The organism is Lysinibacillus sp. FSL R7-0073, from assembly GCF_038009065.1.
Taxonomy (GTDB): domain Bacteria; phylum Bacillota; class Bacilli; order Bacillales_A; family Planococcaceae; genus Lysinibacillus; species Lysinibacillus fusiformis.
Map to the genome: position 1 here is coordinate 88705 of NZ_JBBPAS010000001.1, position 26296 is coordinate 115000.

Below are 26296 nucleotides of genomic sequence, written 5' to 3' on the forward strand. Positions count from 1 at the left end.
TTTTTTAGTTATATATAATGAAAAGAGAAGCTTATTGCAGTAAAAAGTTTAATTAAATTGATTACATGGCTCAAAAGAGTCGCTTAATTTTTAAGGAGGAGCATTTTTTTTATGTCAATTGAAGTAGGCAGCAAGGTACAAGGTAAAGTAACAGGAATCACAAATTTTGGAGCATTCGTTGAGCTGCCAGATGGCAAAACAGGCTTAGTTCACATTAGTGAAGTAGCTGACAATTATGTAAAAGATATCAATGAGCATCTAAAAGTTGGAGATGAAGTTGAAGTAAAAGTGATGAATGTTGAAGCGGACGGAAAGATTGGTCTTTCAATCCGTAAAGCAAAGCCTCAAGCTGAGAGACCAGAGCGTCCAGAGCGTCCAGCACGTCCACGTCGCGATAATCGCTCTAACGATCGTAACGACCGCCACCAGCCAAAAGAAAATTTTGAGCAAAAAATGGCACGCTTCTTAAAAGATAGTGATGAACGTCTAGCAACACTTAAACGTGCTACAGAGTCAAAACGCGGAGGTCGCGGAGCTAGAAGAGGGTAGTTTGCTGACTGTTTTAATCGTAGAAAAAGTGTATGATATAGAGCTGGGATTAGCTTTAATAAAAAGCTAATCCCCTTTTTGTGGACTGACCTATAAAGTTGAGGAAGGTCCTCTTTTCTTTTTGATAGGTGTGACTACTTTTTCATCAGCATGAGCAATGGGTGCTTTTTCTGCTGGATGAATAACCATTTTAACAAGTAAAAGGACTCCATATACGCTCACAGCAAGTCCGCCAAGTAGCAACATTATTTGAACAACAAACGGTAAATTAATAAGTATTGAAATAAGAATAATCATTGAGCCACTTCCACAAATTAAAGCAGCTTTAGTTAATGCGCTCAAGGAAAAAAAACCTCCTAAAAATACAATCTAATATGTAGTATGCCATATTTTATATGTAGCCACCTAGTCAAACATCGTACATATCATAATTGTAGCGTAAAAAATAGGCGTCTCAGAATATCATTCTGAGACGCCTATTTGAGATGACCCCTACGGGATTCGAACCCGTGTTACCGCCGTGAAAGGGCGGTGTCTTAACCACTTGACCAAGGGGCCTACTATGGTGGCGGCCGAGGGGATCGAACCCCCGACCTTACGGGTATGAACCGTACGCTCTAGCCAGCTGAGCTAGGCCGCCAATTTTTTAATGGAGCGGAAGACGAGGTTCGAACTCGCGACCCCCACCTTGGCAAGGTGGTGTTCTACCACTGAACTACTTCCGCATGTCGTTTAAGCAACAAATTAAATAATACAAGCCATTGGCGCTAGTGTCAAGAAGATTAATAAAAAATATCAAAAAATATATTTTACAATAAAATTCATTAAACAAGATGAGACAGAGTCAGCTATATAAAGATATTTTAGCGGATTTTTTGTTCTTAAGTAGAATTGTATCGCTGTAATGATTGAAAAGAGAGGGGATAGTAGATAGCATGCCTATTCAAGAAGATCTCATGTTAAAAGTTAGACGATACCGATTATATTGTCAGGGACAGATTACTTCATATAGGACCATATTGACAGACAATTGTAAAGAAATTATTGCCAATTCACGTATTTATGTATACGTATTCGTCGAAATGTTTATATTTTTTAATGCCAACGTCAGACAATCTTTCCATGCATAATTCTTTATAATAGCCAAAAGTGCGGGAAAGGGGATAATTAAATGACAAGTATTGAATGGTATAATACAGCAAATGTAGACGACCGAAAGTTAGGGATGAAAAAGAAGCAAATCTTCATAGGCTCCCTATTTTTTTTAACATCCTTTTTTTTGGCTCAATCCGTTGTATTTGAAGCAGCAGTACCGTTCTCAGTTCCTTTTTGGGCAATTATTCGAACAAAGTATAGGGAATATGCAAAATTCGTTTTATTTGGAAGTTTGGCAGGCTGTTTTTTCCTAGGCTTTGGACAAGTTGTTATTTTAGCATTACAAATCATCATGTATGAATGTATTATGCGTTTCCGTTACTGGCGACTTCCTCAAAGTATTGCCGTCTCTTTAGCTGTATTATTGGTGCAAATTATGTGGCAAGGGGCGATGTATCAGGGCTTACCACCAGTGCTTGTACAATTTTATGTAGGCTGTGAAGCGGCACTAGCTCTAATTATGACCCTATTTATGCAAGTGCTTTTCGTCAACTCGTATGAATGGTTTACGAGTCATTGGACTTACGAGAAGCTTGGGTCAGGGTTAGTAGTGTTTGCTGCTATGCTTACAGGGATGCAAGCAGTTGTGTTTAGCTATTTTTCGCTCCCTATATTTTTATTGCAGCTTTTTATTTGTTTTGGGGCATTAGTTGGAAGTGTACCGTTAGCAACGGTAATTGGAGCGGTTTTAGGAACGCTCATTGGTGTTGCTAAGCTTTCCTTTACCGGTATGCTATCTGTTGCCACTTTAACAGGACTGTGTGCAGGTATGGGGGCTAAAGGTGGTAGATTTGGGGTTGCAATCGGGAGTATCTTACCTAGTGTGTTTTTTTTATTTTATGATGCAACATTGCCATTAGATAGTGTGTATTTTACTTCCATTGTCATTGGAAGCGTTCTTTTCCTAACCATCCCTAGAAAATATTCAGATAAGGTGAGGGACAAGCTCTTCCCACAACGGGAAGAAATTTTACTCGCAAGACAAAATTGGTTAACTGAACATGTCACATACAAATTAGAACATTTTCAGCATTTCGTACAATTTATGAAGGAGCTGGTATTTGATCGTTTTATGACCGCGCCAGTTGAAGAAGCGAAGGAAGTATCCCCGATGAATACATGTTTAAGCTGTTTCCGTTATGATCATTGCTGGGGAGCCCAAAATAATGGGATGGACAAGCTGATGACAGATTGGTTTCATATGAAGGGGGTAGGCAAGGAATCAGCCATTCATCGTGTAGAAGAACAAATTCGCTATAAATGTGTGAAATCGACAAAGATTTTTGAAGAGTTGGATACGGAATTATACAGAGAACGTATTAACGGGCAGTACTTTCATGGTAAAAAAATGATTGCACTACAGCTCCGCGATATGAGTAATCATTTAAACCAATTAATTGCTGAGATGAAGGAGGATACGATTTCTTTTGTAAGTGTTGAAAAGGATATCATTGAACGCTTAAAGGATGCTCATATTGAATGCTTTCAGCTAGATGTACTTAACAATAAACCAGGGGCTAGAAAGATAGTGTGTGCTTTAGCGCCAGCGCGTGTCGACTGGGAGAAAGATACAACATTAGCTGAACGGATGATTTTGCCGATTCTTTACGAAATTTTTAATGAGCCATTTGAAATTGAAAAAGTAGTGGCTTGTGAAATTCCGTTTCGTCATATTCAAATATGCTTTAGATCAGCTATTAGCTTTGAAGTAGAGTATGATATATATAGCATGTCTAAAGATGCGACATTGTATTCCGGGGATTCTCATGCACTTTTCCAATTGCATCCGGGACTTTTTGCTATTTTATTATCTGATGGTATGGGGCAAAGTAAAGAAGCGCAACATGAAAGTAGAAAATTAATACATTTAATGCGAGAGTGTCTCAATTACAATATGAATCCTGAAACTGCAATGCATACATTGCATTATGTTATGTCATTAAAACAACAGGATGATATGTATGCAACCCTTGATTTTGCACTAGTGGATTTACAGCATGGTGATTTATGGTCATGGAAGGCTGGGGGAATGTCGACCTATATTTTGCGTGGGAAGGAAATCATAAAGGTAGAAAGTAATGCGGCACCAGTAGGTTTCTTATCGATTTCTGCGGTTGAGGCTGAAAAAAGAAAGCTGAAAGCAGGGGATGTCATTTTAATGCATTCAGATGGACTGTTTTCTAGTGTTGCCGATTGGGATGAGCAAGAGGAGACCTTTTTAGCTTATGCACAGCAGGTAGCCAGTACAAATAATACTATTCAAGAAAAGTTAACAACGATTATGCAGTCATTCCAAGATTATTTTGAAATAGAAGATGATTGTACTGTACTCATGTTAGAGGTGACACATGTTGTACCGACATGGGCTGTATTTAGACCAGCTCAATATTCTGTGAGCTAATCATTTTTTTGTATTATCGAAAAGGGGAGGAGAAGCGTTTGTCATTTGAATTAAAGGTTAAGACATTTATTGAAAAAGAGCAATTATTACAGCAAGACGACCATCTTCTCATCGCCGTTTCGGGAGGAGTAGATTCTATGGCTTTACTCCATTATTTTGTTCAAACACAAGAGCACTGGAACATTCGGGTGGAAGCAGTACATGTCGACCATATGCTTAGGGGAGAAGCTTCTGCTGAAGATAGAGCATTTGTACAAAAGTATTGTGATGAAAATGACGTTTATTTACATGCCACAGCAATCTCCATACCAACAATACTGGCACAGGAGAATGGAAATACCCAGCTAATATGCCGTAGGGAAAGGTATCGATATTTTAAAGAGGTTTTGTACAAAACGAATGCGAATAAGCTTGTAACTGCACATCATGCGGATGACCAACTGGAGTCAGTATTAATGGCCCTGACAAAAAATGCTACGATGAATAGCATGCAAGGCATACGCCCTCAGCGACATTTTGAAGGAAAATCATTAATTCGTCCGTTTTTAACGGTTACAAAGACTGAAATAGGGGAATATTTACTTAGAGAAGGTTTAAATTATCGAGAGGATGTCAGTAACTCGAAAGATACTTATGTACGAAATCGCTTTAGACATCATGTAGTGCCTTTACTGAAGTTAGAAAATCCAAGAGTGACCGAACAAGTGACCCATTTTACATCGCAATTGCAAGAAGACAATACCTTTTTAATGTCATTAGCCGAAGATGTATTTTCCAAAACCATTAAAAGAAGTAATGAAAATACATATAGCATGGAAATTGAGGCTTTTCAATTGGTACCACTTGCTTTACAAAGGAGGCTCATTTTAATACTATTAAACTATCTTTACAAAGATTCAAATACGATACAAAGTTATGCTTTATTGACTTCAATTTTAAAGCTTTGTGATACGACAGCAGGGTATGCTGAAATTCACTTGCCCGAAAATTTCCTTGCAGTTCGCCGTTACGGAAAATTAATAATTCAGAAGAATAGTTCAACTGAGGACCACTTTTCTTCTGAAAAAATAATTATTTCGGCTGCTAATGGATGGACAACACTGACGCATGGTGAACGCTTATGCGTAGTCAAGTTGCACGATTTATCGTCCGAATTGATGACGGATACTGCACAACTTTTTTATTTTAACGCTAGCAAACTCCACCTTCCGCTCTCTATTCGAGCACGCAAGGATGGAGACAGAATGCTGTTAAAAGGAATGGATCAGCCAAAACGCTTATCTCGCCTTTTTATAGATGAAAAGATTCCTTTAAATGAGCGGAATAGCTGGCCGTTACTGATTTCTCAGTCTGATGAGGTGGTAGCGGTAATTGGTGTGCGTATGGGAATGTTTTTTTCAACCACTCCGCAACCAGACGATGATACAGTGCTCATCGTAGACTAAGGTCTTTGTAAAATATTTCACCGTAATTGGTCGAAGATTTGTTGATACATCACGAGGAGGAATCGATATGTTACAAAATGACATCGAAAAAGTAATGATTACAGAAGAACAATTGCAAGAAAGAATTGCAAATCTAGGTGCACAATTAACAGAGGAATATAAAGATGCATTCCCATTAGCTGTTGGTGTACTTAAAGGAGCAATGCCATTTATGACAGACCTCATGAAACGTTTCGATTCTTTCATTGAGCTAGATTTTATGGATGTTTCTAGTTATGGCAATGCTACCGTGTCATCTGGAGAAGTAAAGATTTTAAAGGATTTAAATACGAGCGTTGAAGGGCGTGACGTATTGATTATCGAGGACATCATCGATAGTGGTTTAACGTTAAGCTATTTAGTAGATTTATTTAAATATCGTAAAGCCAAATCCATTAAAATCGTTACATTACTTGATAAACCATCAGGTCGAAAAGTGAACCTATCGGCAGATTATGTTGGTTTTGAAGTTCCAGACGGCTTTGTGGTTGGATATGGTTTAGATTACGCTGAAAAATATCGTAACCTACCTTATATTGGTATCTTGAAGCCTGAAGTGTATTCATTTTAAGATACAAAACCACCAGCTTTAAAAATTATGGCCTCCAGCGCAGTCATGTGTTTTTCATTGTGGTTAACATAATTCGAAATCTTGACACAATGTTCAGCTATTTCGAGTCCATGGAACAGGTACAATTACGCTGGGATGTATTAAGATGGCCTAAAAACTGTTTTGATAATAGCAAAAAATGAACGAAACATTTTTTAAGTAGGGCTTTTCGTTGTATGATGAAATCATGATATGTTAAGATTTTACTTATAATTTTTCTGTTTGTAATGAGGAGGCTGGAGATGAATCGAATATTTCGATATACCATATTCTATCTACTGATTTTCCTAGTGATTATCGGTATTTTTGGTACTTTCAACGGTGGCAATTCACCAACGAAAGAGTTAACTTATCATGAGTTCCAACAAGCTCTAGATAAGAAAGAAATAACAAGTGCTACAATTCAACCTGATAAATCAGTTTATGTCGTGGAAGGTACATTAAAAGGTTATGAAAAGGGTCAAAGCTTTACAGTGAATATCCCTCGCGATAACCAATCATTAATGGATCGCATCGATGAGGCTGCTAAGGAAAAAAATAGTAATATTAAATATTTAGCAGCGCCAGAAACGAGTGGATGGATTCAATTCTTTACAGGGATCATTCCTTTCATTATCATCATTTTCTTGTTCTTCTTCCTAATGAGCCAATCTCAAGGTGGCGGTAATAAAGTGATGAGCTTTGGTAAGAGTAAAGCTAAGCTTTATGATGACCAAAAGAAAAAGGTTCGTTTTACAGATGTAGCAGGTGCTGATGAAGAGAAGGCGGAGCTTGTAGAAGTTGTAGACTTCTTAAAAGACCATCGTAAATTCACAGAGATTGGTGCACGTATTCCAAAAGGTATCTTACTTGTAGGTCCTCCAGGTACAGGTAAAACATTACTTGCACGTGCGGTGGCAGGCGAAGCAGGCGTTCCTTTCTTCTCAATTTCAGGTTCTGACTTCGTAGAAATGTTTGTCGGTGTCGGTGCATCACGTGTTCGAGATCTATTCGAAAATGCGAAGAAAAACGCACCTTGTATTATCTTTATAGATGAGATTGATGCAGTTGGTCGTCAACGTGGCGCTGGTCTAGGCGGGGGTCATGACGAGCGTGAACAAACATTGAACCAGTTGTTAGTTGAAATGGATGGTTTCGGGGCAAACGAGGGTATTATTATTATCGCTGCAACAAACAGACCAGATATTTTAGATAAAGCGTTATTACGTCCAGGTCGTTTTGACCGTCAAATTACAGTAGGACATCCTGATGTAAAAGGACGTGAGGCGATTCTTAAGGTACATGCACGTAACAAGCCTTTAGCAGATACAGTTGATTTAGCAGCAGTTGCACAACGTACGCCAGGTTTCTCAGGTGCAGATTTAGAAAACTTACTAAACGAAGCCGCACTTGTAGCAGCTCGTAAAAGTAAACGTACCATCAATATGACAGATATCGATGAAGCATCTGACCGTGTAATCGCTGGTCCAGCTAAAGCGAGCCGAGTATATTCAGCCAAAGAGAAAAAACTTGTATCCTTCCATGAGGCTGGTCACGTAGTTGTTGGTCTAGAGCTTGATGAAGCGGATACAGTTCACAAAGTAACAATTGTCCCACGCGGTCAAGCGGGTGGATATGCTATTATGTTACCGAAGGAAGAACGTTTCTTTACAACAAGACAAGAGCTTTTAGACCGCATTGCAGGACTGCTTGGTGGTCGCGTAGCTGAAGAAATCGTTCTTGGTGAAGTCTCTACGGGGGCACATAACGACTTCCAAAAGGTTACAAGTATCGCTCGAGCTATGGTTACTGAATATGGAATGAGTGAAAATCTTGGTGCAATGCAATTCGGTTCAAGTCAGGGTGGAAATGTATTCCTTGGCCGCGACTTTAATTCTGACCAAAATTACTCTGATTCAATAGCTTATGAAATTGATAAAGAAATGCAAAAAATTATTGATACGCAATATGAGCGTACAAAACGTATCCTAACAGAGAAACGTGAGTTACTTGATTTAATTGCTAGCACTTTAATGGAGAAAGAAACATTAAATGCGCAGGAAATCGAGCATTTACGTGATCATGGTGTTTTACCAGCACCAGAGGCTGTCGAAAAAATTGAGGGGAATAACACTCCGAAAGTGGAAACGAAGCCAACGTTAGATACGATTGGTGAGCCAGTTGTTGAAAAAGAGCTTTTAAGTAAAGAGTCAAACCCAACAACATTAGACCTTGCAAAAGAAGGCAAGGAATCAAATGATATACCTAAGGGTATCGATGAAAAACGTGAATAATTTGGAAAGACTGTTTACTGTAAAATGAGTAAACAGTCTTTTTCTTTGCCTTTTATTATGAAAAAGCATTAGGATATTAGTGGAAGACAGCTACATATGACTCTGCACAAATGGCGGAGACAAGATGTATTTGTAAAGACAAATGGATAGGAGTGTTTTCGCATGGGAACTGTAACGTTAAATAATGGACTTAAAATGCCTTTGGTTGGTTACGGTGTATTTCGTGTTCCAGAAGGAGAGGATCTAGCTGAAGCCGTAAAAACGGCTATTGCGAAAGGTTATCGAAGCATCGATACGGCACAAGTATATCGTAATGAAGAAAGTGTTGGACGAGGGATACGAGCAGCCATAGAAGAAGGTTTGGTTACGCGTGAAGAACTATTTATAACATCTAAAGTTTGGAACGATGGACTTTCCTATGAAGAAACACTTGCCGCTTATGATAGCAGTTTAGAGAAAATAGGATTAGACTATTTGGATCTATATTTAGTACATTGGCCAGGCATTGACACAAATTATTTAGATATCTATAAGGCACTGGAAAAGATTTATCAAGATGGCCGAGTGCGTTCAATTGGTGTTAGTAACTTCCATGTACATCATTTAGAAAAACTTTTGAAAGAAACTACGGTTATTCCTGTTATTAATCAAATCGAATTCCATCCACATTTAACGCAAGAGGAAGTACGTGCTTATTGTACAGACAAGGACATCCAAGTAGAGGCTTGGTCTCCTTTAATGAACGGCGCCTTATTGGAGGAAGCATTGATTCAAGATTTAGCATCTAAGTATGGCAAAACGCCTGCTCAAATCGTATTACGCTACGATGTACAGCACAACGTTGTAACTATCCCAAAAACGATGACAGCCGCTCGTATGGTTGAAAATCTTGATGTTTTTGACTTTACATTAACAGATGGTGAAATGAATCAACTGGATGCTTTAAATGACGGTCTACGCTGTGGTCCAGATCCGGAAAAATTTAATTTCAAATAATTTTTTTAAGGAGCGTCCTAGTTTAGGATGCTCTTTTTTTTAGAAGGTTGGAATACTATTTCCTAGTATAAAAAGTATGGTATCATTTTCTAAAGTGTTTTAACTTCTAGTTTGATGGATAATGTAAGTTGTAACAGTAGGTTGACGAAAGTTACAATAATGAAATGGGGGTGTCAACCATGATTTTAGTTTTAGATGCAGGGAATTCTAATATAGTGTTAGGTGTTTATGATGACAACGAACAATTAGCCTTCCATTGGCGTATGGTGACAGACCTTTATAAAACAGAAGATGAATATGCTATGCAAGTTCTTTCATTTTTTAATCATGCAGGCATTTCATTTGAACAAATTACGGGCATTATTATATCCTCAGTTGTGCCACCAATTATGTATTCTTTAGAGGCAATGTGTCAAAAGTATTTTCGAAAAAAACCTCTAATAGTGGGTCCAGGTGTCAAAACGGGCTTGAATATTAAATACGAAAATCCTCGAGAGGTTGGTTCTGACCGTATTGTTAATGCTATAGCAGCTTTAGACTTATATAAATCACCTTGTATTATTGTTGATTTTGGTACAGCAACAACTTATTGTTATTTAAATGAAAAAGGCGACTACATGGGTGGTGCGATTGCGCCAGGTATAACCATTTCGACAGAGGCGCTTTATACTCAGGCTGCTAGATTGCCGCGTATTGAAATATTAAGACCTACACATATTGTAGGAAAAACAACCGTTTCCGCCATGCAGGCCGGAATTTTTTATGGCTTCGTAGGACAAGTTGAAGGCATTGTTAATCGGATGAAGGGACAAAGTAAAGAGGAGCCATTAGTAATTGCTACAGGTGGATTAGCAAATCTAATTGCAGGGGAAACGCAAATTATTGATGTTGTGGATCCGTTTTTAACGTTAAAGGGTTTATATAAACTGTATAAACGTAACCAATAAGAAATGAGGGACATTTCATTTATGAAGGATTATTTAGTTAGAGGTTTAGGATTTAATGGACAGGTTCGTGTATTTGCAGCCCGTACAACAGCCACAGTTGGAGAAGCACAACGTCGTCACGATACATGGCCAGTTGTATCTGCTGCTCTAGGGCGCTCTATGACAGCGGCTGTAATGATGGGTGCTATGTTAAAAGGTGAAGAGAAGATTACAATCAAGATTGAGGGTAATGGTCCGATTGGTCCAATGGTAATCGATAGTAATGCACATGGTGAAGTACGTGGATTTGTCACGAATCCTCATGTTCATTTCGACTTAAACGAGCAAGGTAAGTTGGATGTGCGAGCAGGAGTTGGAACAGAAGGAGCTCTAACAATCGTTAAGGATCTTGGTTTGCGAGATATGTTTTCGGGCCAAACACCCATTGTTTCAGGTGAAATTGCTGAAGATTTTACTTATTATTTCGCTACATCTGAGCAAGTACCTTCATCAGTTGGTTTAGGTGTATTAGTTAATCCGGACAACACAATTCTTGCTGCAGGAGGATTTATTCTGCAATTAATGCCAGGCTGTGATGAAGAAACAATCAATGAAATCGAACAGCATCTTGCTACAATAGAGCCAGTTTCAAAAATGATTGAAAAAGGTTTTACACCTGAGCAAATATTAGAAGCTGTATTAGGAAATGGACATCTACAAATTTTAGATTCCATGCCAGTTGAATTTAAATGTCAATGTTCAAAAGAGCGGTTTGGTGCAGCAATTTTAGGTCTAGGAATAGCTGAAATTAAAGAAATGATTGAAGAGGACGGCAGTGCAGATGCACAATGTCATTTCTGCTTAGAGACTTATCATTTTTCAAAAGAAGAGTTAGAAGGGTTTATTGATGAGCTCAAATCGTAATAGACGACCATCTGCTACTACAACACCAAACCACCCCCCTTTATTACAGCGCCGGTTAAAAACAAAACCAGCACTGGCTGTCATTGCGGTATTGTTATTAGGTAATATTTTATGGTTCATTGCATGGGCCATCCCAAATAAAAGTCAGGAAATTGGTAGCGATGAACAAGTCGCTGCCATTGACGGGGATGTTATCACGCGACAAGAGTGGATGATTGCTATGGAAGAGCGATATGGTAAAGAAACACTACAAAATTTAGTCAATGAATCTGTAATGGAAAAGGCAGCAAAGACATATAAAATTAAAGTTACTGATCAAGAAATTGATCTCGAATTAGCCTTAATGCGTTCTGCTCAAGATAAATTTGATACAGCGATGCAAAATCTCTCAGCGGAGCAACTACGCCAAAAAATTCGTTCACAACTTATTTTAGATAAGGTACTCACAAAAGATGTGGTGATAAGTGAAGAGAGTATTGAAAAGTACTATGAGGAAAATCAGGGACTATACAATACAAAAACAAGCTATCGTACTAATTTTATTGAGGTTGATGCCAAGAAAGCTGCTGATGAGGCGCTGGGTGAATTAAAAAATGGCTCTGATTTTTCAGTGCTAGCCCGTGAGATTTCTTTAGATAGTGCTTCGGCGAGTTTAGGGGGAGATGTTGGTTTCCTGACGGAAAATCAGGAAAACATGGATCCTGCCATTATTAATGCTGTAAAGTCTACAAAGGCAAATGAGGTAAGTAAAGCTTTTAAGTTAGATAATGGTCATTATGGCATTGTTCAGGTGCAAGAGGTTTTAGAGGGACAATCCTTTACATATGACGATGTGAAAGAATATATCGAGCGTGAATTGGCTTTAGAGCAGTTGCCACAATCTGTTACACCTGAAGCGTTTTGGTCTGAATTTAATGCTACATGGTATTATGGAGAATCTAAAAAAGAAAAATAATAAATGAAAGAATCTGCAAGTTCTTTGCGGGTAGCATGAGTCTAAAAAAACTTGCAGACATATGATGTCATCAGAATTGACCTACCCGACAAATGGTGCAGATTCTTTTTATCTTTGTGCGATGTTTGATTGACTAGTAAATGCGCTATCCATTTTTGACAGTAGATAAATATTCTGAAAATACAAGTTTTATTTATTGACAATCGAATGGAAAAATTGATAAAATACAAAATAAGTAAAACCTATAAAATTAGTAGGGATTGGGAGTGGATTATTAAATGAGTAGATTAGCGAACTCGATAGCTGAATTAGTTGGTAAAACACCAATCGTTAAATTAAATCATGCAACAAGTGAAAATGAAGGTACTGTTTATGTAAAACTAGAATATTTTAATCCAGGAAGCTCAGTGAAAGACCGTTTAGCGTTAGCCATGATTGAAGCGGCAGAAAAAGATGGAACGTTACAACCAGGTGGTACGATTATTGAGCCGACATCTGGTAATACAGGTATTGGTCTTGCGATGATTGCTGCTGCTAAAGGCTATAAAGCAATCTTAGTTATGCCAGAAACAATGAGTTTAGAGCGACGAAACTTACTTCGTGCTTATGGTGCGGAGCTTGTATTGACTCCTGGACCAGCGGGTATGAAAGGTGCTATTGCTAAAGCAGAAGAATTATCTGCAGAGCATGGCTATTTCCTACCACAACAATTCACGAACCCAGCGAATGCTGTTATTCACCGTCTAACTACAGGTCCTGAAATTGTTGAAGCATTTGATGGCTTAACACTAGATGCATTTGTAGCTGGAGTTGGTACTGGTGGTACTATTACAGGTGCAGGTGCCGTATTGAAAGAAAAGTATCCAAATGTTGAAATTATCGCTGTAGAGCCAAAAGATTCACCTGTTCTTTCTGGTGGTCAACCTGGCCCACATAAAATTCAAGGGATTGGAGCAGGGTTTGTGCCGACAGTTTTAGATACAGAGATTTATTCGTCTGTATTCCCTGTTGAAAACGAGGTAGCTTTTGAAGTAGCTCGTAAAGTAGCGCGTGAAGAAGGTATTTTATGTGGTATTTCGTCAGGCGCTGCGATTTATGCTGCAATTGAAGCTGCAAAACGTTTAGGTAAGGGTTCAAATGTCCTTGCTATTGTGCCTTCGAATGGTGAACGTTACCTATCAACACCTCTCTATCAATTTGAAGACTAATATAAGTTAATAGAAAAAAGACTCCTTCATGATAAGGGGTCTTTTTTAGTGTGCTTAGAATTTCATAGAGCCTTATAAAAATATTCGCATCTATGTAATATTCAAGTTAAGATGGAATCACATCAAATGATTTAAAAGGGGAAAGCTAATTTGAAGACAATTTTGACGAAAACAGTACAGATGGATGCAGATTCATTTTTTTATAGCTATAAAAAGCAAACTGAGACACAAGATTCGCATGTCTTTCTAGAAAGTGGACGTGGTGGTCATTTTACAATAGCTGCTTGGAATCCATTAGCAACTGCACAATCAGTAGAGGACGGACTTTTAGTAAATTGGAGAAATGGTATAAACCAAGTTTTACCAGGTGAATCTCTTGCATTATTGGAAGAGCTCGTGGGGGAATATCAGGTTTCCTATAATGCGGAACTTCCAGTTTTTCAGGGGGGGGCTATTGGATTTGTGACATATGATTATGCGCGTAATATTGAAGTGCTTCCCAATACAGCTAAGGATGATCTACAAGTACCAGATATTTATTTTTATTTGTTTGATAGCTGGGCAGTACATGATGTGAAAAACAATACTGTCACGTTAATGAAGCTAGAAGATTGTGTTGTTGACTTAGAAGAGTGGGCTACAAATTGGCAAGTAGCAGCCCAGGATGGACTAGCTACGCGTAAATTTGAAAAGACCAATGCTATAGAAGTAGTCAATGACGAGAGTGAATTGCTTGTGTCATTCGCAGGGACTGACTTTGAGGCGGCGGTGCAGAAAATTCAAACCTATATCGCACAAGGTGATGTGTTTCAGGTGAATTTATCAGTTCGTCAATCTAAAAACTTAAATGCGACAGCGATGGATGTATATGAGGCATTAAGAGCCTTTAATCCATCACCTTACATGGCTTATATGGAAGCCCCTGATTTTGCGGTTGTTTCTGGATCACCTGAGCTTTTAGTTAAACGCCAAGGACAAGAGTTATCGACAAGACCAATTGCGGGAACTCGTCCAAGAGGAAATTCTGAAGAGGAAGATTTAGCATTAGCTCAAGAATTAATTGACAATGATAAAGAACGCGCAGAGCATGTGATGTTAGTAGATTTAGAGCGTAATGATTTAGGGCGTGTATCAACCTATGGAACAGTAGAAGTGGATGAATTTATGGTCATTGAACGCTATTCGCATGTTATGCACATTGTATCGAATGTTCGGGGAGAAATAGCTGAAGACAAGTCAAATGCTGATGTTATCCGTGCAATGTTCCCAGGCGGTACTATTACTGGTGCACCAAAGATACGCACAATGGAGATTATTGAAGAATTAGAGCCTGTAAGACGTGGTTTATACACGGGTTCTATTGGCTGGCTCGGCTATACCGGGGACATGGAGTTTAATATTGTGATTCGGACAGCATTTATAAAAGATGGGGTCGCACATATTCAGGCAGGAGCAGGTATTGTCATTGATTCTGTTCCAGAAAGAGAATATCAGGAATCTTTAAATAAGGCGAAGGCCATGTGGCAGGCAAAGGCAATGGCGGAGGAGCGAGCAAAATGATTTTAATGATTGATAACTATGATTCATTTATTTATAACATCGTACAATATTTGGGTGAATTTGGTCACGAGGTAATAGTAAAACGAAATGATGTATTAACAATAGAGGACATAGAGCAACTTGCACCTGATATGATAGTTATTTCACCGGGGCCGTGTAGTCCAAATGAGGCGGGTGAAAGTCTGAATATTATCCGATATTTCGCGGGAAATATTCCAATTTTAGGTGTTTGTCTTGGACATCAGGCTATTGCGCAAGTGTTCGGTGGTCAGGTAATACGGGCTGAGCGCCTTATGCATGGGAAGACATCCCCTGTATTACATGCTGAAGTTGGTTTACATAAAGCTATGCCAAACCCATTTCAAGCTACTCGCTATCATTCTCTCATTGTAGAAAAAGAGACGCTACCGACGTGTCTAGAAGTAACCGCTTGGACAGAAGAGGGAGAAATTATGGGGCTTCGTCACAAGGATTATCCAATAGAGGGTGTACAATATCACCCAGAATCTATTATGACTGAGCGAGGTAAACAACTCCTTCGTCAATATATAGAAATGTACGTAGAAGGAGTTAAATAGATGCAGTGCTGGATGAATGGAAGCTATATGGCAGCCGAGGATTTGCGAATTTCCCCTTTTGACCATGGTTTTTTATATGGTTTGGGCTTCTTTGAAACGTTCCGAACATATGAAGGGCAGATATTTGAATGGGATGCACATATGGAAAGATTACAGCAGGCTTTATCCCAATATCGCATTCATTTACCCTATCCTGAAAGTGTATTATTTGAGGTTGTGCAACAATTAAATCAGCAAGCTGGTGGTCAGGATGGCTATTTCCGTCTTAATGTTTCAGCAGGTGAACATAATATTGGTTTGCAGCCAACAGAATACACTCAACCCAATGTCATTATCTTTCGTAAAGAATTACTGGATACACCTCGTGGAACTGAAAAGACAGCTCAGTGGCTTACTACACCACGTAATTCACCTGAACGAGGGGTGCGTGTCAAATCACATCATTATGGCAACAATGTGCTTGGTCGTTTCGAGCTGCCGTCATTGGCACAGCAGGAAGGTTTCTTTTTAACGGAAGCGGGCTATGTTGCAGAAGGTGTGACCTCAAATGTTTTTTGGGTAAAAAATGATATACTATATACGCCTTCCTTGGAAACAGGCATACTACCTGGTATTGTTCGAGCTTGGGTTATAAAGAAAGCTGATGCTCTTGGTCTTGAAGTAAGAGAAGGCTTTTATACGAAGGAAGATTTACGACAAAGTACGGAATGCTTTATTACCAATTCTGTGCAGGAGCTTGTACCGATTATTCATATAGAGAACCAGCAATTATTGGGTAATAAAGGACCTGTATATACGCGTTTACATGATGCATTTGCTCAAGAAGTGGAGCAACGATAGAGGGAGCGTTTGTATGCTAGATAAATATATGAAGCCATTAACGATTAATGGTATTACATTAGACTTTACAAAAGAAACGTTTGTAATGGGTATTTTAAACGTTACACCAGACTCCTTTTCTGATGGAGGAAAGTTCAACAGTGTCGAAGCTGCGGTAGCTCAAGCGAAAAAAATGGTGGCCGATGGAGCTAAAATAATCGACGTTGGCGGAGAATCTACACGTCCTGGTTACGAGCGTATTTCAGATGAAGATGAAATCGCACGTATTGTACCTGTTATTCAAGCTTTATTGAAAGAAGTAGATGCCATTATATCGGTTGATACGTATAAAGCAAATGTAGCACGAGCTGCCATTGAGGCGGGGGCGCATGTGATAAATGATATTTGGGGAGCAAAAGCTGAACCGGAAATTGCACAGGTTGCAGCTGATTTACATGTTCCAATAATTTTAATGCACAATCGTGAAAATATGGAGTATGGTGTTGATTTTTGGTCAACGGCGAAGGCAGATTTAGATGAAAGTATTGCTATCGCACATCAAGCAGGGGTTCCTGATCGTCATATTATCCTAGATCCTGGTATTGGCTTTGCTAAAAACACTGAGCATAATATAGCCATGATGCAACACTTAAAGGATTTAGTGGAGCTGGGCTATCCTGTCCTTTTAGCAACATCACGTAAATCCATGATCGGCAATGTCTTGAAGCTACCAGTTGATGAACGTCTTGAAGGTACGGGAGCAACGGTAGTTTATGGAATTGAAAAGGGTTGTCATATGATACGCGTTCATGATGTAAAGGAAATGGCACGTGCAGCGCATATGGCTGATGTGCTAGTAGGGAAACGACTGTATAAGGAGGAGGCATAATGGATTATATTCATTTAAAGGATATGCAGTTTTATGGTTACCATGGGGTATTAGCGGCAGAAACAACTCTTGGTCAACGTTTTCGAGCAAATGTTTCGTTGGCTGTAGATATGACAAAGGCTGGAGAAACGGATGACCTCACTTATACAGTAAATTATGCAGAGGTCTATGCTTTGTGTCGTGATATTGTAGAAGGAGAACCTTTTAAACTTATTGAGGCACTTGCTGTGAAAATAGCAAACGTGATTTTAACAACATACCCTGAAAAAATAAAGGGCGTTCGTGTAGAGCTGATCAAGCCAGACCCACCAATTCATGGCTATTACAAAGAAGTATCTGTTGAAGTAACGAGAGGTGATTTTTAATGAAAGATGTCTATTTATCAATAGGTACAAATATGGGTGAGAGATATGAAAACCTTCAACAAGCTGTTGCTCTCTTAAGAGAGAAGGAGAACATTGAGGTTGTTCGTGTTTCGTCTGTTTATGAAACGGTAGCAGTAGGCTATACAGATCAGGCAGATTTTTTGAATATGGCTGTTCATCTCAAAACCGATGTATCATCTACTGAAATGCTGAAGATTTGCCAATCGATTGAACAAGAATTAGGGCGTGTGCGAGAATTTCGTTGGGGTCCACGAATCATCGACCTTGACATTTTACTTTACAATCACGAAAATATTGAAACAGAGAACCTACTTGTTCCTCATCCAAGAATGTATGAGCGAGCTTTCGTCTTAGTGCCACTGGTAGAGATTACTCCAGCACCTTTCGGCGATCAGCTACAACAAGCACATCATTTATTTCAACAGATGGACTGTGAGAGTGAAGGTATAAGCTTGTGGCAGCCGACTAACGAACCTCTTATAGTGAGTTAGGTTGGCGCTTTATATAATTTTAAATTAAGGATAGATAGGTACATGCCTATATAGGAGGAAGACAACGTTGAGTCAAACAACAGAGAAGCCCTTTCAAATTGGCGATATTGTCATGGACAACCGTGTTGTATTAGCTCCAATGGCAGGGATTTGTAATTCTGCTTTCCGATTAACCGTTAAGGAGTTCGGAGCAGGGCTTGTATATGCTGAAATGATTAGTGATAAGGGCATTGTTCAAAAAAACGAAAAAACATTAGGTATGCTTTATATTGATGAACGTGAAAATCCTTTGTCATTACAAATTTTTGGTGGAGATAAAGAAACATTAGTAGAGGCAGCTAAGTATGTAGATCAAAATACAACCGCTGATATTATTGATATCAATATGGGGTGCCCTGTTAATAAAATCATTAAATGTGAAGCGGGAGCTCGCTTGCTTTTAGATCCTAATAAAGTGTATGAAATGGTAGCCGCTGTGGTGGATGCAGTGAAAAAGCCAATTAGCGTAAAAATGCGAATTGGTTGGGATGATGAGCATATCTTCGCCATTGAAAATGCCCAGGCTGTTGAACGTGCTGGTGCATCAGCGGTAGCAGTTCATGGTCGTACACGTGTACAAATGTACGAAGGGAAGGCGAATTGGGATATCATTCGTCAGGTAAAGGAGAACGTGAAAATCCCTGTTCTTGGTAACGGTGATGTTGAAACGCCGCAGGACGCTAAACGTATGCTAGAAATTACAGGTGTAGATGCAGTGATGATTGGTCGTGCCGCTTTGGGTAACCCATGGATGATTTATCGTACAGTTCAATACCTAGAAACTGGTGAATTAAAGGAAGAACCGAGTGTACGTGAAAAAATGGACGTCTGTCTACTTCACTTTGAACGTCTGCTCCAATTAAAAGGAGAAGGTATAGCGGTTCGTGAAATGCGTAAGCATGCATCGTGGTATTTGAAGGGAATTAGAGGAAATGGTAAAGCACGTAACGCTATTAACCAAACAGAAACGGCAGCAGAGCTGCGCGTGTTATTAAATGGCCTTGTTCAAGAGTATGAAGAATCCGATCCCAATCTCCTGGTCCCTGAAGCAAAAGAATAAATTATTTAAGATAAAGATACTGTGAGCGTCTCAAGTTTTGCCAGAGACGCTTTTTTTTGCAGGCTTTAATTTTTAGAATTATTAATTATCTTATCTTGTATTGAAAATAAACTGAAACAGATGATTACAGCATTAAAATTGTGTACAATAGAAATATTATGGACGTAAACGCTATTTATTTAAGGAGTGAAACAAGTGTCAAACATAGAAGAATTAAATGACCAGCTTTTGGTGAGACGCCAAAAAATGACGACTATATTAGAGAACGGACAAGATCCATTTGGTAGCCGTTTTGAGCGTACGCATTTGTCAACAGAAGTAAAGGAACAATTTGCAGATCAAACAAAAGAGCAACTAGAAGAAAATCTGCAAGAGGTTACTATTGCGGGTCGTATAATGACGAAGCGCGGTAAAGGAAAAGCTGGCTTTGCACATATTCAAGATTTGGGTGGCCAAATTCAAATCTACGTTCGTCAAGACCATGTAGGTGAAGAAGCGTATGAATTATTTAAACAAGCTGATTTGGGAGATATCGTAGGTATCCGAGGAAATGTATTCCGCACACAGGTTGGCGAGCTTTCAGTAAAGGCAGAGGAATTCACATTCCTTACAAAAGCGCTACGTCCTATGCCAGAGAAATTCCATGGTTTACAGGATGTTGAGCAACGATATCGTCAACGCTACTTAGATCTTATGACGAATGAAGAAAGCAAATTAACATTTATAGCACGTTCTAAAATTATCCGTGCTATCCGCAACTATCTTGATAACTCTGGATATTTAGAAGTAGAAACACCAATGCTTCATACAATTGCTGGTGGTGCGGCTGCTCGTCCATTTATTACTCATCATAATGCACTTGATATGGAATTATATATGCGAATCGCAATCGAATTGCATTTAAAACGCTTAATTGTGGGTGGTTTAGAAAAGGTTTATGAGATTGGGCGTGTATTCCGAAACGAAGGGATCTCTACACGACATAACCCTGAATTTACAATGATTGAGCTCTATGAAGCATACGCTGACTATCAAGATATCATGTCTCTAACGGAAAACCTTATAGCTCACGTTGCTCAAGAAGTTCTTGGAACGACTACAGTTCAATATGGAGAAGATGAAATTAATCTTGCAGTGGGCTGGAAACGAGTTCACATGGTTGATGCCGTAAAAGAAGCAACAGGTGTAGACTTCTGGCAGCCGATGACAAAAGAGCAAGCTCAGGCTCTTGCTAAAGAACATGGAGTAGAAGTGAAAAATGTTCATGAAGTAGGTCATATTATCAATGAATTCTTTGAGCAAAAAATAGAAGAGACACTTGTACAACCTACATTTGTATATGGACACCCAGTGGAAATCTCGCCTCTTGCAAAGAAAAATCCAGAGGACGAGCGTTTCACAGATCGCTTTGAGCTATTTATTGTTCGTCGTGAGCATGCGAATGCCTTCACAGAATTAAATGACCCAATCGATCAACGTCAGCGCTTTGAAGCACAATTAGCAGAGAAAGCAGCTGGTAATGATGAAGCGCATGAAATGGACAATGATTTCATTGAAGCTTTGGAATATGGTATGCCTCCAACTGGTGGGCTAGGTATCGGTATTGACCGATTAATCATGCTATTAACAAACTCACCTTCCATTCGTGATGTATTATTATTCCCGACAATGCGTCATATTACAAAATAGTCGTAGCATCTTTTCTAGCAGTAAGATAAGAATAGATTGAATGAAGAGGAGAATTTGCTGGATAAGGCAATTCTCCTCTTTTTTGTATTAAAAAAATTAAGTTGTTTAAACGTGGATTATATTTAGGTTATACTTTTATAGTTCTATGTTTTATAAATGACAGTAGATAAAAAAGAAGTACTTTTATTGGGGGCATATAATGAATTACAAAATTATTAACAAACAAGTATTTGAACAGGCTCAATTACGTTCTGTATCGGATGTTCCATTTACAGAAGAAGAACTTGAGCATGGAATGAAATTAGTAGTTGCCAAAAAAGACGAGAATCTTACTTTACATTTAGTAGAGATTGACGGACATAAGAAGTTCGATGTTCGCTGGGATGATTCTTCTGAAATTTTCAGTGGCTGGTATTCCGCGTGGGATAATTTCCTGTGGTGCTTAAATATAGTTGATCCACAAGATGATGGCTTAAAGTAGTAGCGCGAAGCTTGAATGACAAACGATGAGGTTTTTTAGTTGAGTAAGCAGGAGAAAATGAAGCAGATGCTTTAACTCCTGCTTATATGTTTTAGTTTTTGAGTTTTAAAAGAAAGCAATGTATAGTAAAACAAATCATTTAAGTTAGAACAGAGAATGATATAAAATCTATCTTCTCATAAGTGTATAAAATAGCTTACTAATGTATGTTTTTTCAATAGTATCGTTTTCTGTGAAAAAAACACTTGCGAAGTACCTACAAACATGATAAATTATTACTTGTCGTTAAAACGACGTAAGAACAACACCATCATAAAGATTCAATAAACGAAAAAAGTTATTGACACTGAAATGTGGTTGTGATAAGATTTAAAAGTTGTCTCTTGTAAAAGAAAAAACTTTTTCGAAAAAAGTTGTTGACAATGATAACTGAGTGCATTATAATTTAAGAGTTGCTATCAAAAACTTAGTGACGAAATGAACTTTGAAAACTGAACAAGCAAAACGTAATCAATAAAGTTTTTAGTAGCTAGCTTGCTAGTGAACGAAACAAAATTTTGGACATCAAAATCGATGCCAGCAAAACAATTTGAGCTAATCAAATTTCTTTTATGGAGAGTTTGATCCTGGCTCAGGACGAACGCTGGCGGCGTGCCTAATACATGCAAGTCGAGCGAACAGAGAAGGAGCTTGCTCCTTTGACGTTAGCGGCGGACGGGTGAGTAACACGTGGGCAACCTACCTTATAGTTTGGGATAACTCCGGGAAACCGGGGCTAATACCGAATAATCTGTTTCACCTCATGGTGAAACACTGAAAGACGGTTTCGGCTGTCGCTATAGGATGGGCCCGCGGCGCATTAGCTAGTTGGTGAGGTAACGGCTCACCAAGGCGACGATGCGTAGCCGACCTGAGAGGGTGATCGGCCACACTGGGACTGAGACACGGCCCAGACTCCTACGGGAGGCAGCAGTAGGGAATCTTCCACAATGGGCGAAAGCCTGATGGAGCAACGCCGCGTGAGTGAAGAAGGATTTCGGTTCGTAAAACTCTGTTGTAAGGGAAGAACAAGTACAGTAGTAACTGGCTGTACCTTGACGGTACCTTATTAGAAAGCCACGGCTAACTACGTGCCAGCAGCCGCGGTAATACGTAGGTGGCAAGCGTTGTCCGGAATTATTGGGCGTAAAGCGCGCGCAGGTGGTTTCTTAAGTCTGATGTGAAAGCCCACGGCTCAACCGTGGAGGGTCATTGGAAACTGGGAGACTTGAGTGCAGAAGAGGATAGTGGAATTCCAAGTGTAGCGGTGAAATGCGTAGAGATTTGGAGGAACACCAGTGGCGAAGGCGACTATCTGGTCTGTAACTGACACTGAGGCGCGAAAGCGTGGGGAGCAAACAGGATTAGATACCCTGGTAGTCCACGCCGTAAACGATGAGTGCTAAGTGTTAGGGGGTTTCCGCCCCTTAGTGCTGCAGCTAACGCATTAAGCACTCCGCCTGGGGAGTACGGTCGCAAGACTGAAACTCAAAGGAATTGACGGGGGCCCGCACAAGCGGTGGAGCATGTGGTTTAATTCGAAGCAACGCGAAGAACCTTACCAGGTCTTGACATCCCGTTGACCACTGTAGAGATATGGTTTCCCCTTCGGGGGCAACGGTGACAGGTGGTGCATGGTTGTCGTCAGCTCGTGTCGTGAGATGTTGGGTTAAGTCCCGCAACGAGCGCAACCCTTGATCTTAGTTGCCATCATTTAGTTGGGCACTCTAAGGTGACTGCCGGTGACAAACCGGAGGAAGGTGGGGATGACGTCAAATCATCATGCCCCTTATGACCTGGGCTACACACGTGCTACAATGGACGATACAAACGGTTGCCAACTCGCGAGAGGGAGCTAATCCGATAAAGTCGTTCTCAGTTCGGATTGTAGGCTGCAACTCGCCTACATGAAGCCGGAATCGCTAGTAATCGCGGATCAGCATGCCGCGGTGAATACGTTCCCGGGCCTTGTACACACCGCCCGTCACACCACGAGAGTTTGTAACACCCGAAGTCGGTGAGGTAACCTTTTGGAGCCAGCCGCCGAAGGTGGGATAGATGATTGGGGTGAAGTCGTAACAAGGTAGCCGTATCGGAAGGTGCGGCTGGATCACCTCCTTTCTAAGGATATTTTCGGAATACAAACCTTGGGTTTGTAAGATTACGTTTTGCGTTCAGTTTTGAAGGTTCATTCTTTCTGAATGAAATACTTCAAAACTTGTTCTTTGAAAACTGGATAAAACGACATTGAAATTGTAACAAACACATTTATTTTTTTAAGTTTTTTTATAGGCTTAATAACTTGGTTAAGTTATTAAGGGCGCACGGCGAATGCCTTGGCACTAGGAGCCGAAGAAGGACGGCACTAACACCGATATGCTTCGGGGAGCTGTAAGTGAGCTTTGATCCGGAGATTTCCGAATGGGGGAACCCACTACGTTTAATCGCGTAGTATCTTGACGTGAATACATAGCGTCTTGAAGGCAGACCCAGGGAACTGAAACATCTAAGTACCTGGAGGAAGAGAAAGAAAAATCGATTCCCTGAGTAGCGGCGAGCGAAACGGGAAGAGCCCAAACCAAGAGGCTTGCCTCTTGGGGTTGTAGGACACTCAATACGGAGTTACAAAAGAGCGAGTTAGATGAAGCGACTTGGAAAGGTCCGCCAGAGCAGGTAAAAGCCCTGTAGTCGAAAGTTCGTTCTCTCCTGAGTGGATCCTGAGTACGGCGGAACACGTGAAATTCCGTCGGAATCCGGGAGGACCATCTCCCAAGGCTAAATACTACCTAGTGACCGATAGTGAACCAGTACCGTGAGGGAAAGGTGAAAAGCACCCCGGAAGGGGAGTGAAAGAGATCCTGAAACCGTGTGCCTACAAGTAGTTAGAGCCCGTTAATGGGTGATAGCGTGCCTTTTGTAGAATGAACCGGCGAGTTACGATTACGTGCGAGGTTAAGCTTTAGAAGGCGGAGCCGCAGCGAAAGCGAGTCTGAATAGGGCGAAATAGTACGTGGTCGTAGACCCGAAACCAGGTGATCTACCCATGTCCAGGGTGAAGGTAAGGTAACACTTACTGGAGGCCCGAACCCACGCACGTTGAAAAGTGCGGGGATGAGGTGTGGGTAGCGGAGAAATTCCAATCGAACTTGGAGATAGCTGGTTCTCTCCGAAATAGCTTTAGGGCTAGCCTCGTGATGAGAATACTGGAGGTAGAGCACTGTTTGGACTAGGGGGCCATCCCGGTTTACCGAATTCAGACAAACTCCGAATGCCAGATATTTATACACGGGAGTCAGACTGCGAGTGATAAGATCCGTAGTCAAAAGGGAAACAGCCCAGACCACCAGCTAAGGTCCCAAAGTAATCGTTAAGTGGAAAAGGATGTGGCGTTGCACAGACAACCAGGATGTTGGCTTAGAAGCAGCCATCATTTAAAGAGTGCGTAATAGCTCACTGGTCGAGTGACGCTGCGCCGAAAATGTATCGGGGCTAAACGATTCACCGAAGCTGTGGATTGACATCTACGATGTCAGTGGTAGGAGAGCGTTCTAAGTGCGTTGAAGTCAGACCGGAAGGACTGGTGGAGCGCTTAGAAGTGAGAATGCCGGTATGAGTAGCGAAAGACGGGTGAGAATCCCGTCCACCGTATGACTAAGGTTTCCTGAGGAAGGCTCGTCCGCTCAGGGTTAGTCGGGACCTAAGCCGAGGCCGATAGGCGTAGGCGATGGACAACAGGTTGATATTCCTGTACCACCTCCTCACCGTTTGAGAAATGGGGGGACGCAGTAGGATAGGGTAAGCGCGCTGTTGGTTATGCGCGTCCAAGCAGTAAGGCGTGTGTGTAGGCAAATCCGCACACTGTAACGTTGAGCTGTGATGGCGAGTCCGTATGGACGAAGTTCCTGATTTCACACTGCCAAGAAAAGCCTCTATCGAGGTGAGAGGTGCCCGTACCGCAAACCGACACAGGTAGTCGAGGAGAGAATCCTAAGGTGTGCGAGAGAACTCTCGTTAAGGAACTCGGCAAAATGACCCCGTAACTTCGGGAGAAGGGGTGCTCTTGAGCGTGCAAGCGCATGAGAGCCGCAGTGAATAGGCCCAGGCGACTGTTTAGCAAAAACACAGGTCTCTGCAAAACCGTAAGGTGACGTATAGGGGCTGACGCCTGCCCGGTGCTGGAAGGTTAAGAGGAGTGGTTAGCGCAAGCGAAGCTGCGAATTGAAGCCCCAGTAAACGGCGGCCGTAACTATAACGGTCCTAAGGTAGCGAAATTCCTTGTCGGGTAAGTTCCGACCCGCACGAAAGGCGTAACGATCTGGGCACTGTCTCAACGAGAGACTCGGTGAAATTATAGTACCTGTGAAGATGCAGGTTACCCGCGACAGGACGGAAAGACCCCGTGGAGCTTTACTGTAGCCTGATATTGAATTTTGGTACAACTTGTACAGGATAGGTAGGAGCCAGAGATCTCGGAGCGCCAGCTTCGAAGGAGGCGTCGGTGGGATACTACCCTGGTTGTATTGAAATTCTAACCCATGCCCCTTAGCGGGGCAGGAGACAGTGTCAGGCGGACAGTTTGACTGGGGCGGTCGCCTCCTAAAAGGTAACGGAGGCGCCCAAAGGTTCCCTCAGAATGGTTGGAAATCATTCGTAGAGTGTAAAGGCACAAGGGAGCTTGACTGCGAGACCTACAAGTCGAGCAGGGTCGAAAGACGGGCTTAGTGATCCGGTGGTTCCGCATGGAAGGGCCATCGCTCAACGGATAAAAGCTACCCCGGGGATAA

The 26296-nt window shown here is 40.7% G+C and carries 20 protein-coding genes, 3 tRNA genes and 2 rRNA genes (1 of these 25 cut by a window edge); 21 read left to right on the plus strand and 4 right to left on the minus strand.

The window, feature by feature from the left end:
* Window positions 1-111 precede the first annotated feature (111 nt).
* On the plus strand, window positions 112-549 hold the full coding sequence (locus MKY88_RS00445) for a S1 domain-containing RNA-binding protein (protein WP_008180281.1): 438 nt from the start codon (window positions 112-114) through the stop codon (window positions 547-549).
* Between the two features lie 90 nt (window positions 550-639).
* Here the strand turns inward: MKY88_RS00445 and MKY88_RS00450 are convergent, their stop codons facing one another.
* The 4 genes from MKY88_RS00450 to MKY88_RS00465 form a co-directional block, all read right to left on the minus strand.
* Window positions 640-891 (minus strand): hypothetical protein, encoded by a 252-nt coding sequence (locus MKY88_RS00450; RefSeq protein ID WP_328205576.1) that lies wholly within the window; start codon window positions 889-891, stop codon window positions 640-642.
* 144 nt (window positions 892-1035) lie between these two features.
* Window positions 1036-1107: transfer RNA gene (locus MKY88_RS00455), tRNA-Glu, on the minus strand.
* 5 nt (window positions 1108-1112) lie between these two features.
* Window positions 1113-1189 (minus strand) — tRNA-Met (locus tag MKY88_RS00460).
* A gap of 10 nt (window positions 1190-1199) precedes the next feature.
* Window positions 1200-1274, minus strand: a tRNA-Gly gene (locus MKY88_RS00465).
* Between the two features lie 446 nt (window positions 1275-1720).
* On the opposite strand from MKY88_RS00465, the gene MKY88_RS00470 reads away from it, so the two are divergent.
* The 20 genes from MKY88_RS00470 to MKY88_RS00565 form a co-directional block, all read left to right on the plus strand.
* Window positions 1721-4105, plus strand: coding sequence for a SpoIIE family protein phosphatase (locus MKY88_RS00470; protein ID WP_193833534.1), 2385 nt, complete (start codon window positions 1721-1723; stop codon window positions 4103-4105).
* Between the two features lie 38 nt (window positions 4106-4143).
* The gene (tilS, locus tag MKY88_RS00475) at window positions 4144-5550 is read left to right on the plus strand and encodes a tRNA lysidine(34) synthetase TilS (protein ID WP_328205573.1); all 1407 of its coding nucleotides are present in this window, start codon (window positions 4144-4146) and stop codon (window positions 5548-5550) included.
* A 67-nt stretch (window positions 5551-5617) separates the two neighbouring features.
* A complete protein-coding gene (gene hpt / locus MKY88_RS00480; RefSeq protein WP_069483048.1) occupies window positions 5618-6160 on the plus strand; it encodes a hypoxanthine phosphoribosyltransferase in 543 nt (180 codons plus the stop codon).
* 281 nt (window positions 6161-6441) lie between these two features.
* The gene (gene ftsH, locus MKY88_RS00485) at window positions 6442-8472 is read left to right on the plus strand and encodes an ATP-dependent zinc metalloprotease FtsH (protein WP_340812824.1); all 2031 of its coding nucleotides are present in this window, start codon (window positions 6442-6444) and stop codon (window positions 8470-8472) included.
* A 162-nt stretch (window positions 8473-8634) separates the two neighbouring features.
* Window positions 8635-9468, plus strand: a complete 834-nt coding sequence (locus MKY88_RS00490; RefSeq protein ID WP_340812825.1) for an aldo/keto reductase — start codon at window positions 8635-8637, stop codon at window positions 9466-9468.
* A gap of 179 nt (window positions 9469-9647) precedes the next feature.
* Window positions 9648-10415 carry a type III pantothenate kinase gene (locus MKY88_RS00495; RefSeq protein WP_258270498.1) on the plus strand — a complete coding sequence of 256 codons (768 nt, stop codon included), beginning with the start codon at window positions 9648-9650 and terminating at the stop codon, window positions 10413-10415.
* Window positions 10416-10436: 21 nt separating this feature from the next.
* Window positions 10437-11318, plus strand: a complete 882-nt coding sequence (hslO, locus tag MKY88_RS00500) for an Hsp33 family molecular chaperone HslO (protein ID WP_069483044.1) — start codon at window positions 10437-10439, stop codon at window positions 11316-11318.
* Window positions 11302-12273 carry a peptidyl-prolyl cis-trans isomerase gene (locus tag MKY88_RS00505; protein ID WP_340812826.1) on the plus strand — a complete coding sequence of 324 codons (972 nt, stop codon included), beginning with the start codon at window positions 11302-11304 and terminating at the stop codon, window positions 12271-12273. The genes hslO and MKY88_RS00505 overlap by 17 nt, the downstream gene beginning before the upstream one ends.
* Before the next feature lie 278 nt (window positions 12274-12551).
* Complete coding sequence (gene cysK / locus MKY88_RS00510) at window positions 12552-13481, plus strand: cysteine synthase A (RefSeq protein ID WP_008180299.1); 930 nt, start codon at window positions 12552-12554, stop codon at window positions 13479-13481.
* 150 nt (window positions 13482-13631) lie between these two features.
* On the plus strand, window positions 13632-15041 hold the full coding sequence (locus MKY88_RS00515) for an anthranilate synthase component I family protein (protein WP_445669162.1): 1410 nt from the start codon (window positions 13632-13634) through the stop codon (window positions 15039-15041).
* A complete protein-coding gene (gene pabA, locus MKY88_RS00520; RefSeq protein ID WP_340812827.1) occupies window positions 15038-15619 on the plus strand; it encodes an aminodeoxychorismate/anthranilate synthase component II in 582 nt (193 codons plus the stop codon). The genes MKY88_RS00515 and pabA overlap by 4 nt, the downstream gene beginning before the upstream one ends.
* Window positions 15620-16459, plus strand: coding sequence for an aminodeoxychorismate lyase (gene pabC, locus MKY88_RS00525; protein WP_328205565.1), 840 nt, complete (start codon window positions 15620-15622; stop codon window positions 16457-16459).
* Between the two features lie 13 nt (window positions 16460-16472).
* On the plus strand, window positions 16473-17327 hold the full coding sequence (gene folP, locus MKY88_RS00530) for a dihydropteroate synthase (protein ID WP_193833540.1): 855 nt from the start codon (window positions 16473-16475) through the stop codon (window positions 17325-17327).
* Window positions 17327-17692, plus strand: a complete 366-nt coding sequence (folB, locus tag MKY88_RS00535; RefSeq protein WP_069483038.1) for a dihydroneopterin aldolase — start codon at window positions 17327-17329, stop codon at window positions 17690-17692. The genes folP and folB overlap by 1 nt, the downstream gene beginning before the upstream one ends.
* Window positions 17692-18204, plus strand: a complete 513-nt coding sequence (gene folK, locus MKY88_RS00540) for a 2-amino-4-hydroxy-6-hydroxymethyldihydropteridine diphosphokinase (RefSeq protein WP_340812828.1) — start codon at window positions 17692-17694, stop codon at window positions 18202-18204. Before folB ends, folK begins: the two co-directional genes overlap by 1 nt.
* 67 nt (window positions 18205-18271) lie before the next feature.
* On the plus strand, window positions 18272-19303 hold the full coding sequence (gene dusB / locus MKY88_RS00545; protein ID WP_340812829.1) for a tRNA dihydrouridine synthase DusB: 1032 nt from the start codon (window positions 18272-18274) through the stop codon (window positions 19301-19303).
* A gap of 186 nt (window positions 19304-19489) precedes the next feature.
* Window positions 19490-20992 (plus strand): lysine--tRNA ligase, encoded by a 1503-nt coding sequence (lysS, locus tag MKY88_RS00550; RefSeq protein ID WP_193833543.1) that lies wholly within the window; start codon window positions 19490-19492, stop codon window positions 20990-20992.
* A 199-nt stretch (window positions 20993-21191) separates the two neighbouring features.
* Window positions 21192-21473 (plus strand): hypothetical protein, encoded by a 282-nt coding sequence (locus tag MKY88_RS00555; RefSeq protein WP_069483034.1) that lies wholly within the window; start codon window positions 21192-21194, stop codon window positions 21471-21473.
* 608 nt (window positions 21474-22081) lie between these two features.
* Window positions 22082-23633, plus strand: a 16S ribosomal RNA gene (locus tag MKY88_RS00560).
* Between the two features lie 183 nt (window positions 23634-23816).
* Window positions 23817-26296: ribosomal RNA gene (locus MKY88_RS00565) — 23S ribosomal RNA — on the plus strand (it continues 448 nt past the right edge of the window).
* The 16S and 23S rRNA genes sit together here, the layout of an rRNA operon.

Excerpts from the sequence above, each read along its gene's own strand:
- MKY88_RS00445 (WP_008180281.1), top strand. The coding sequence starts at position 112 with ATGTCAATTGAAGTAGGCAGCAAGGTACAAGGTAAAGTAACAGGAATC.
- MKY88_RS00470 (WP_193833534.1), top strand. The coding sequence starts at position 1,721 with ATGACAAGTATTGAATGGTATAATACAGCAAATGTAGACGACCGAAAG.
- hpt (WP_069483048.1), top strand. The coding sequence starts at position 5,618 with ATGTTACAAAATGACATCGAAAAAGTAATGATTACAGAAGAACAATTG.
- ftsH (WP_340812824.1), top strand. The coding sequence starts at position 6,442 with ATGAATCGAATATTTCGATATACCATATTCTATCTACTGATTTTCCTA.
- MKY88_RS00490 (WP_340812825.1), top strand. The coding sequence starts at position 8,635 with ATGGGAACTGTAACGTTAAATAATGGACTTAAAATGCCTTTGGTTGGT.
- MKY88_RS00495 (WP_258270498.1), top strand. The coding sequence starts at position 9,648 with ATGATTTTAGTTTTAGATGCAGGGAATTCTAATATAGTGTTAGGTGTT.
- hslO (WP_069483044.1), top strand. The coding sequence starts at position 10,437 with ATGAAGGATTATTTAGTTAGAGGTTTAGGATTTAATGGACAGGTTCGT.
- MKY88_RS00505 (WP_340812826.1), top strand. The coding sequence starts at position 11,302 with ATGAGCTCAAATCGTAATAGACGACCATCTGCTACTACAACACCAAAC.
- cysK (WP_008180299.1), top strand. The coding sequence starts at position 12,552 with ATGAGTAGATTAGCGAACTCGATAGCTGAATTAGTTGGTAAAACACCA.
- pabA (WP_340812827.1), top strand. The coding sequence starts at position 15,038 with ATGATTTTAATGATTGATAACTATGATTCATTTATTTATAACATCGTA.
- pabC (WP_328205565.1), top strand. The coding sequence starts at position 15,620 with ATGCAGTGCTGGATGAATGGAAGCTATATGGCAGCCGAGGATTTGCGA.
- folP (WP_193833540.1), top strand. The coding sequence starts at position 16,473 with ATGCTAGATAAATATATGAAGCCATTAACGATTAATGGTATTACATTA.
- folB (WP_069483038.1), top strand. The coding sequence starts at position 17,327 with ATGGATTATATTCATTTAAAGGATATGCAGTTTTATGGTTACCATGGG.
- folK (WP_340812828.1), top strand. The coding sequence starts at position 17,692 with ATGAAAGATGTCTATTTATCAATAGGTACAAATATGGGTGAGAGATAT.
- MKY88_RS00555 (WP_069483034.1), top strand. The coding sequence starts at position 21,192 with ATGAATTACAAAATTATTAACAAACAAGTATTTGAACAGGCTCAATTA.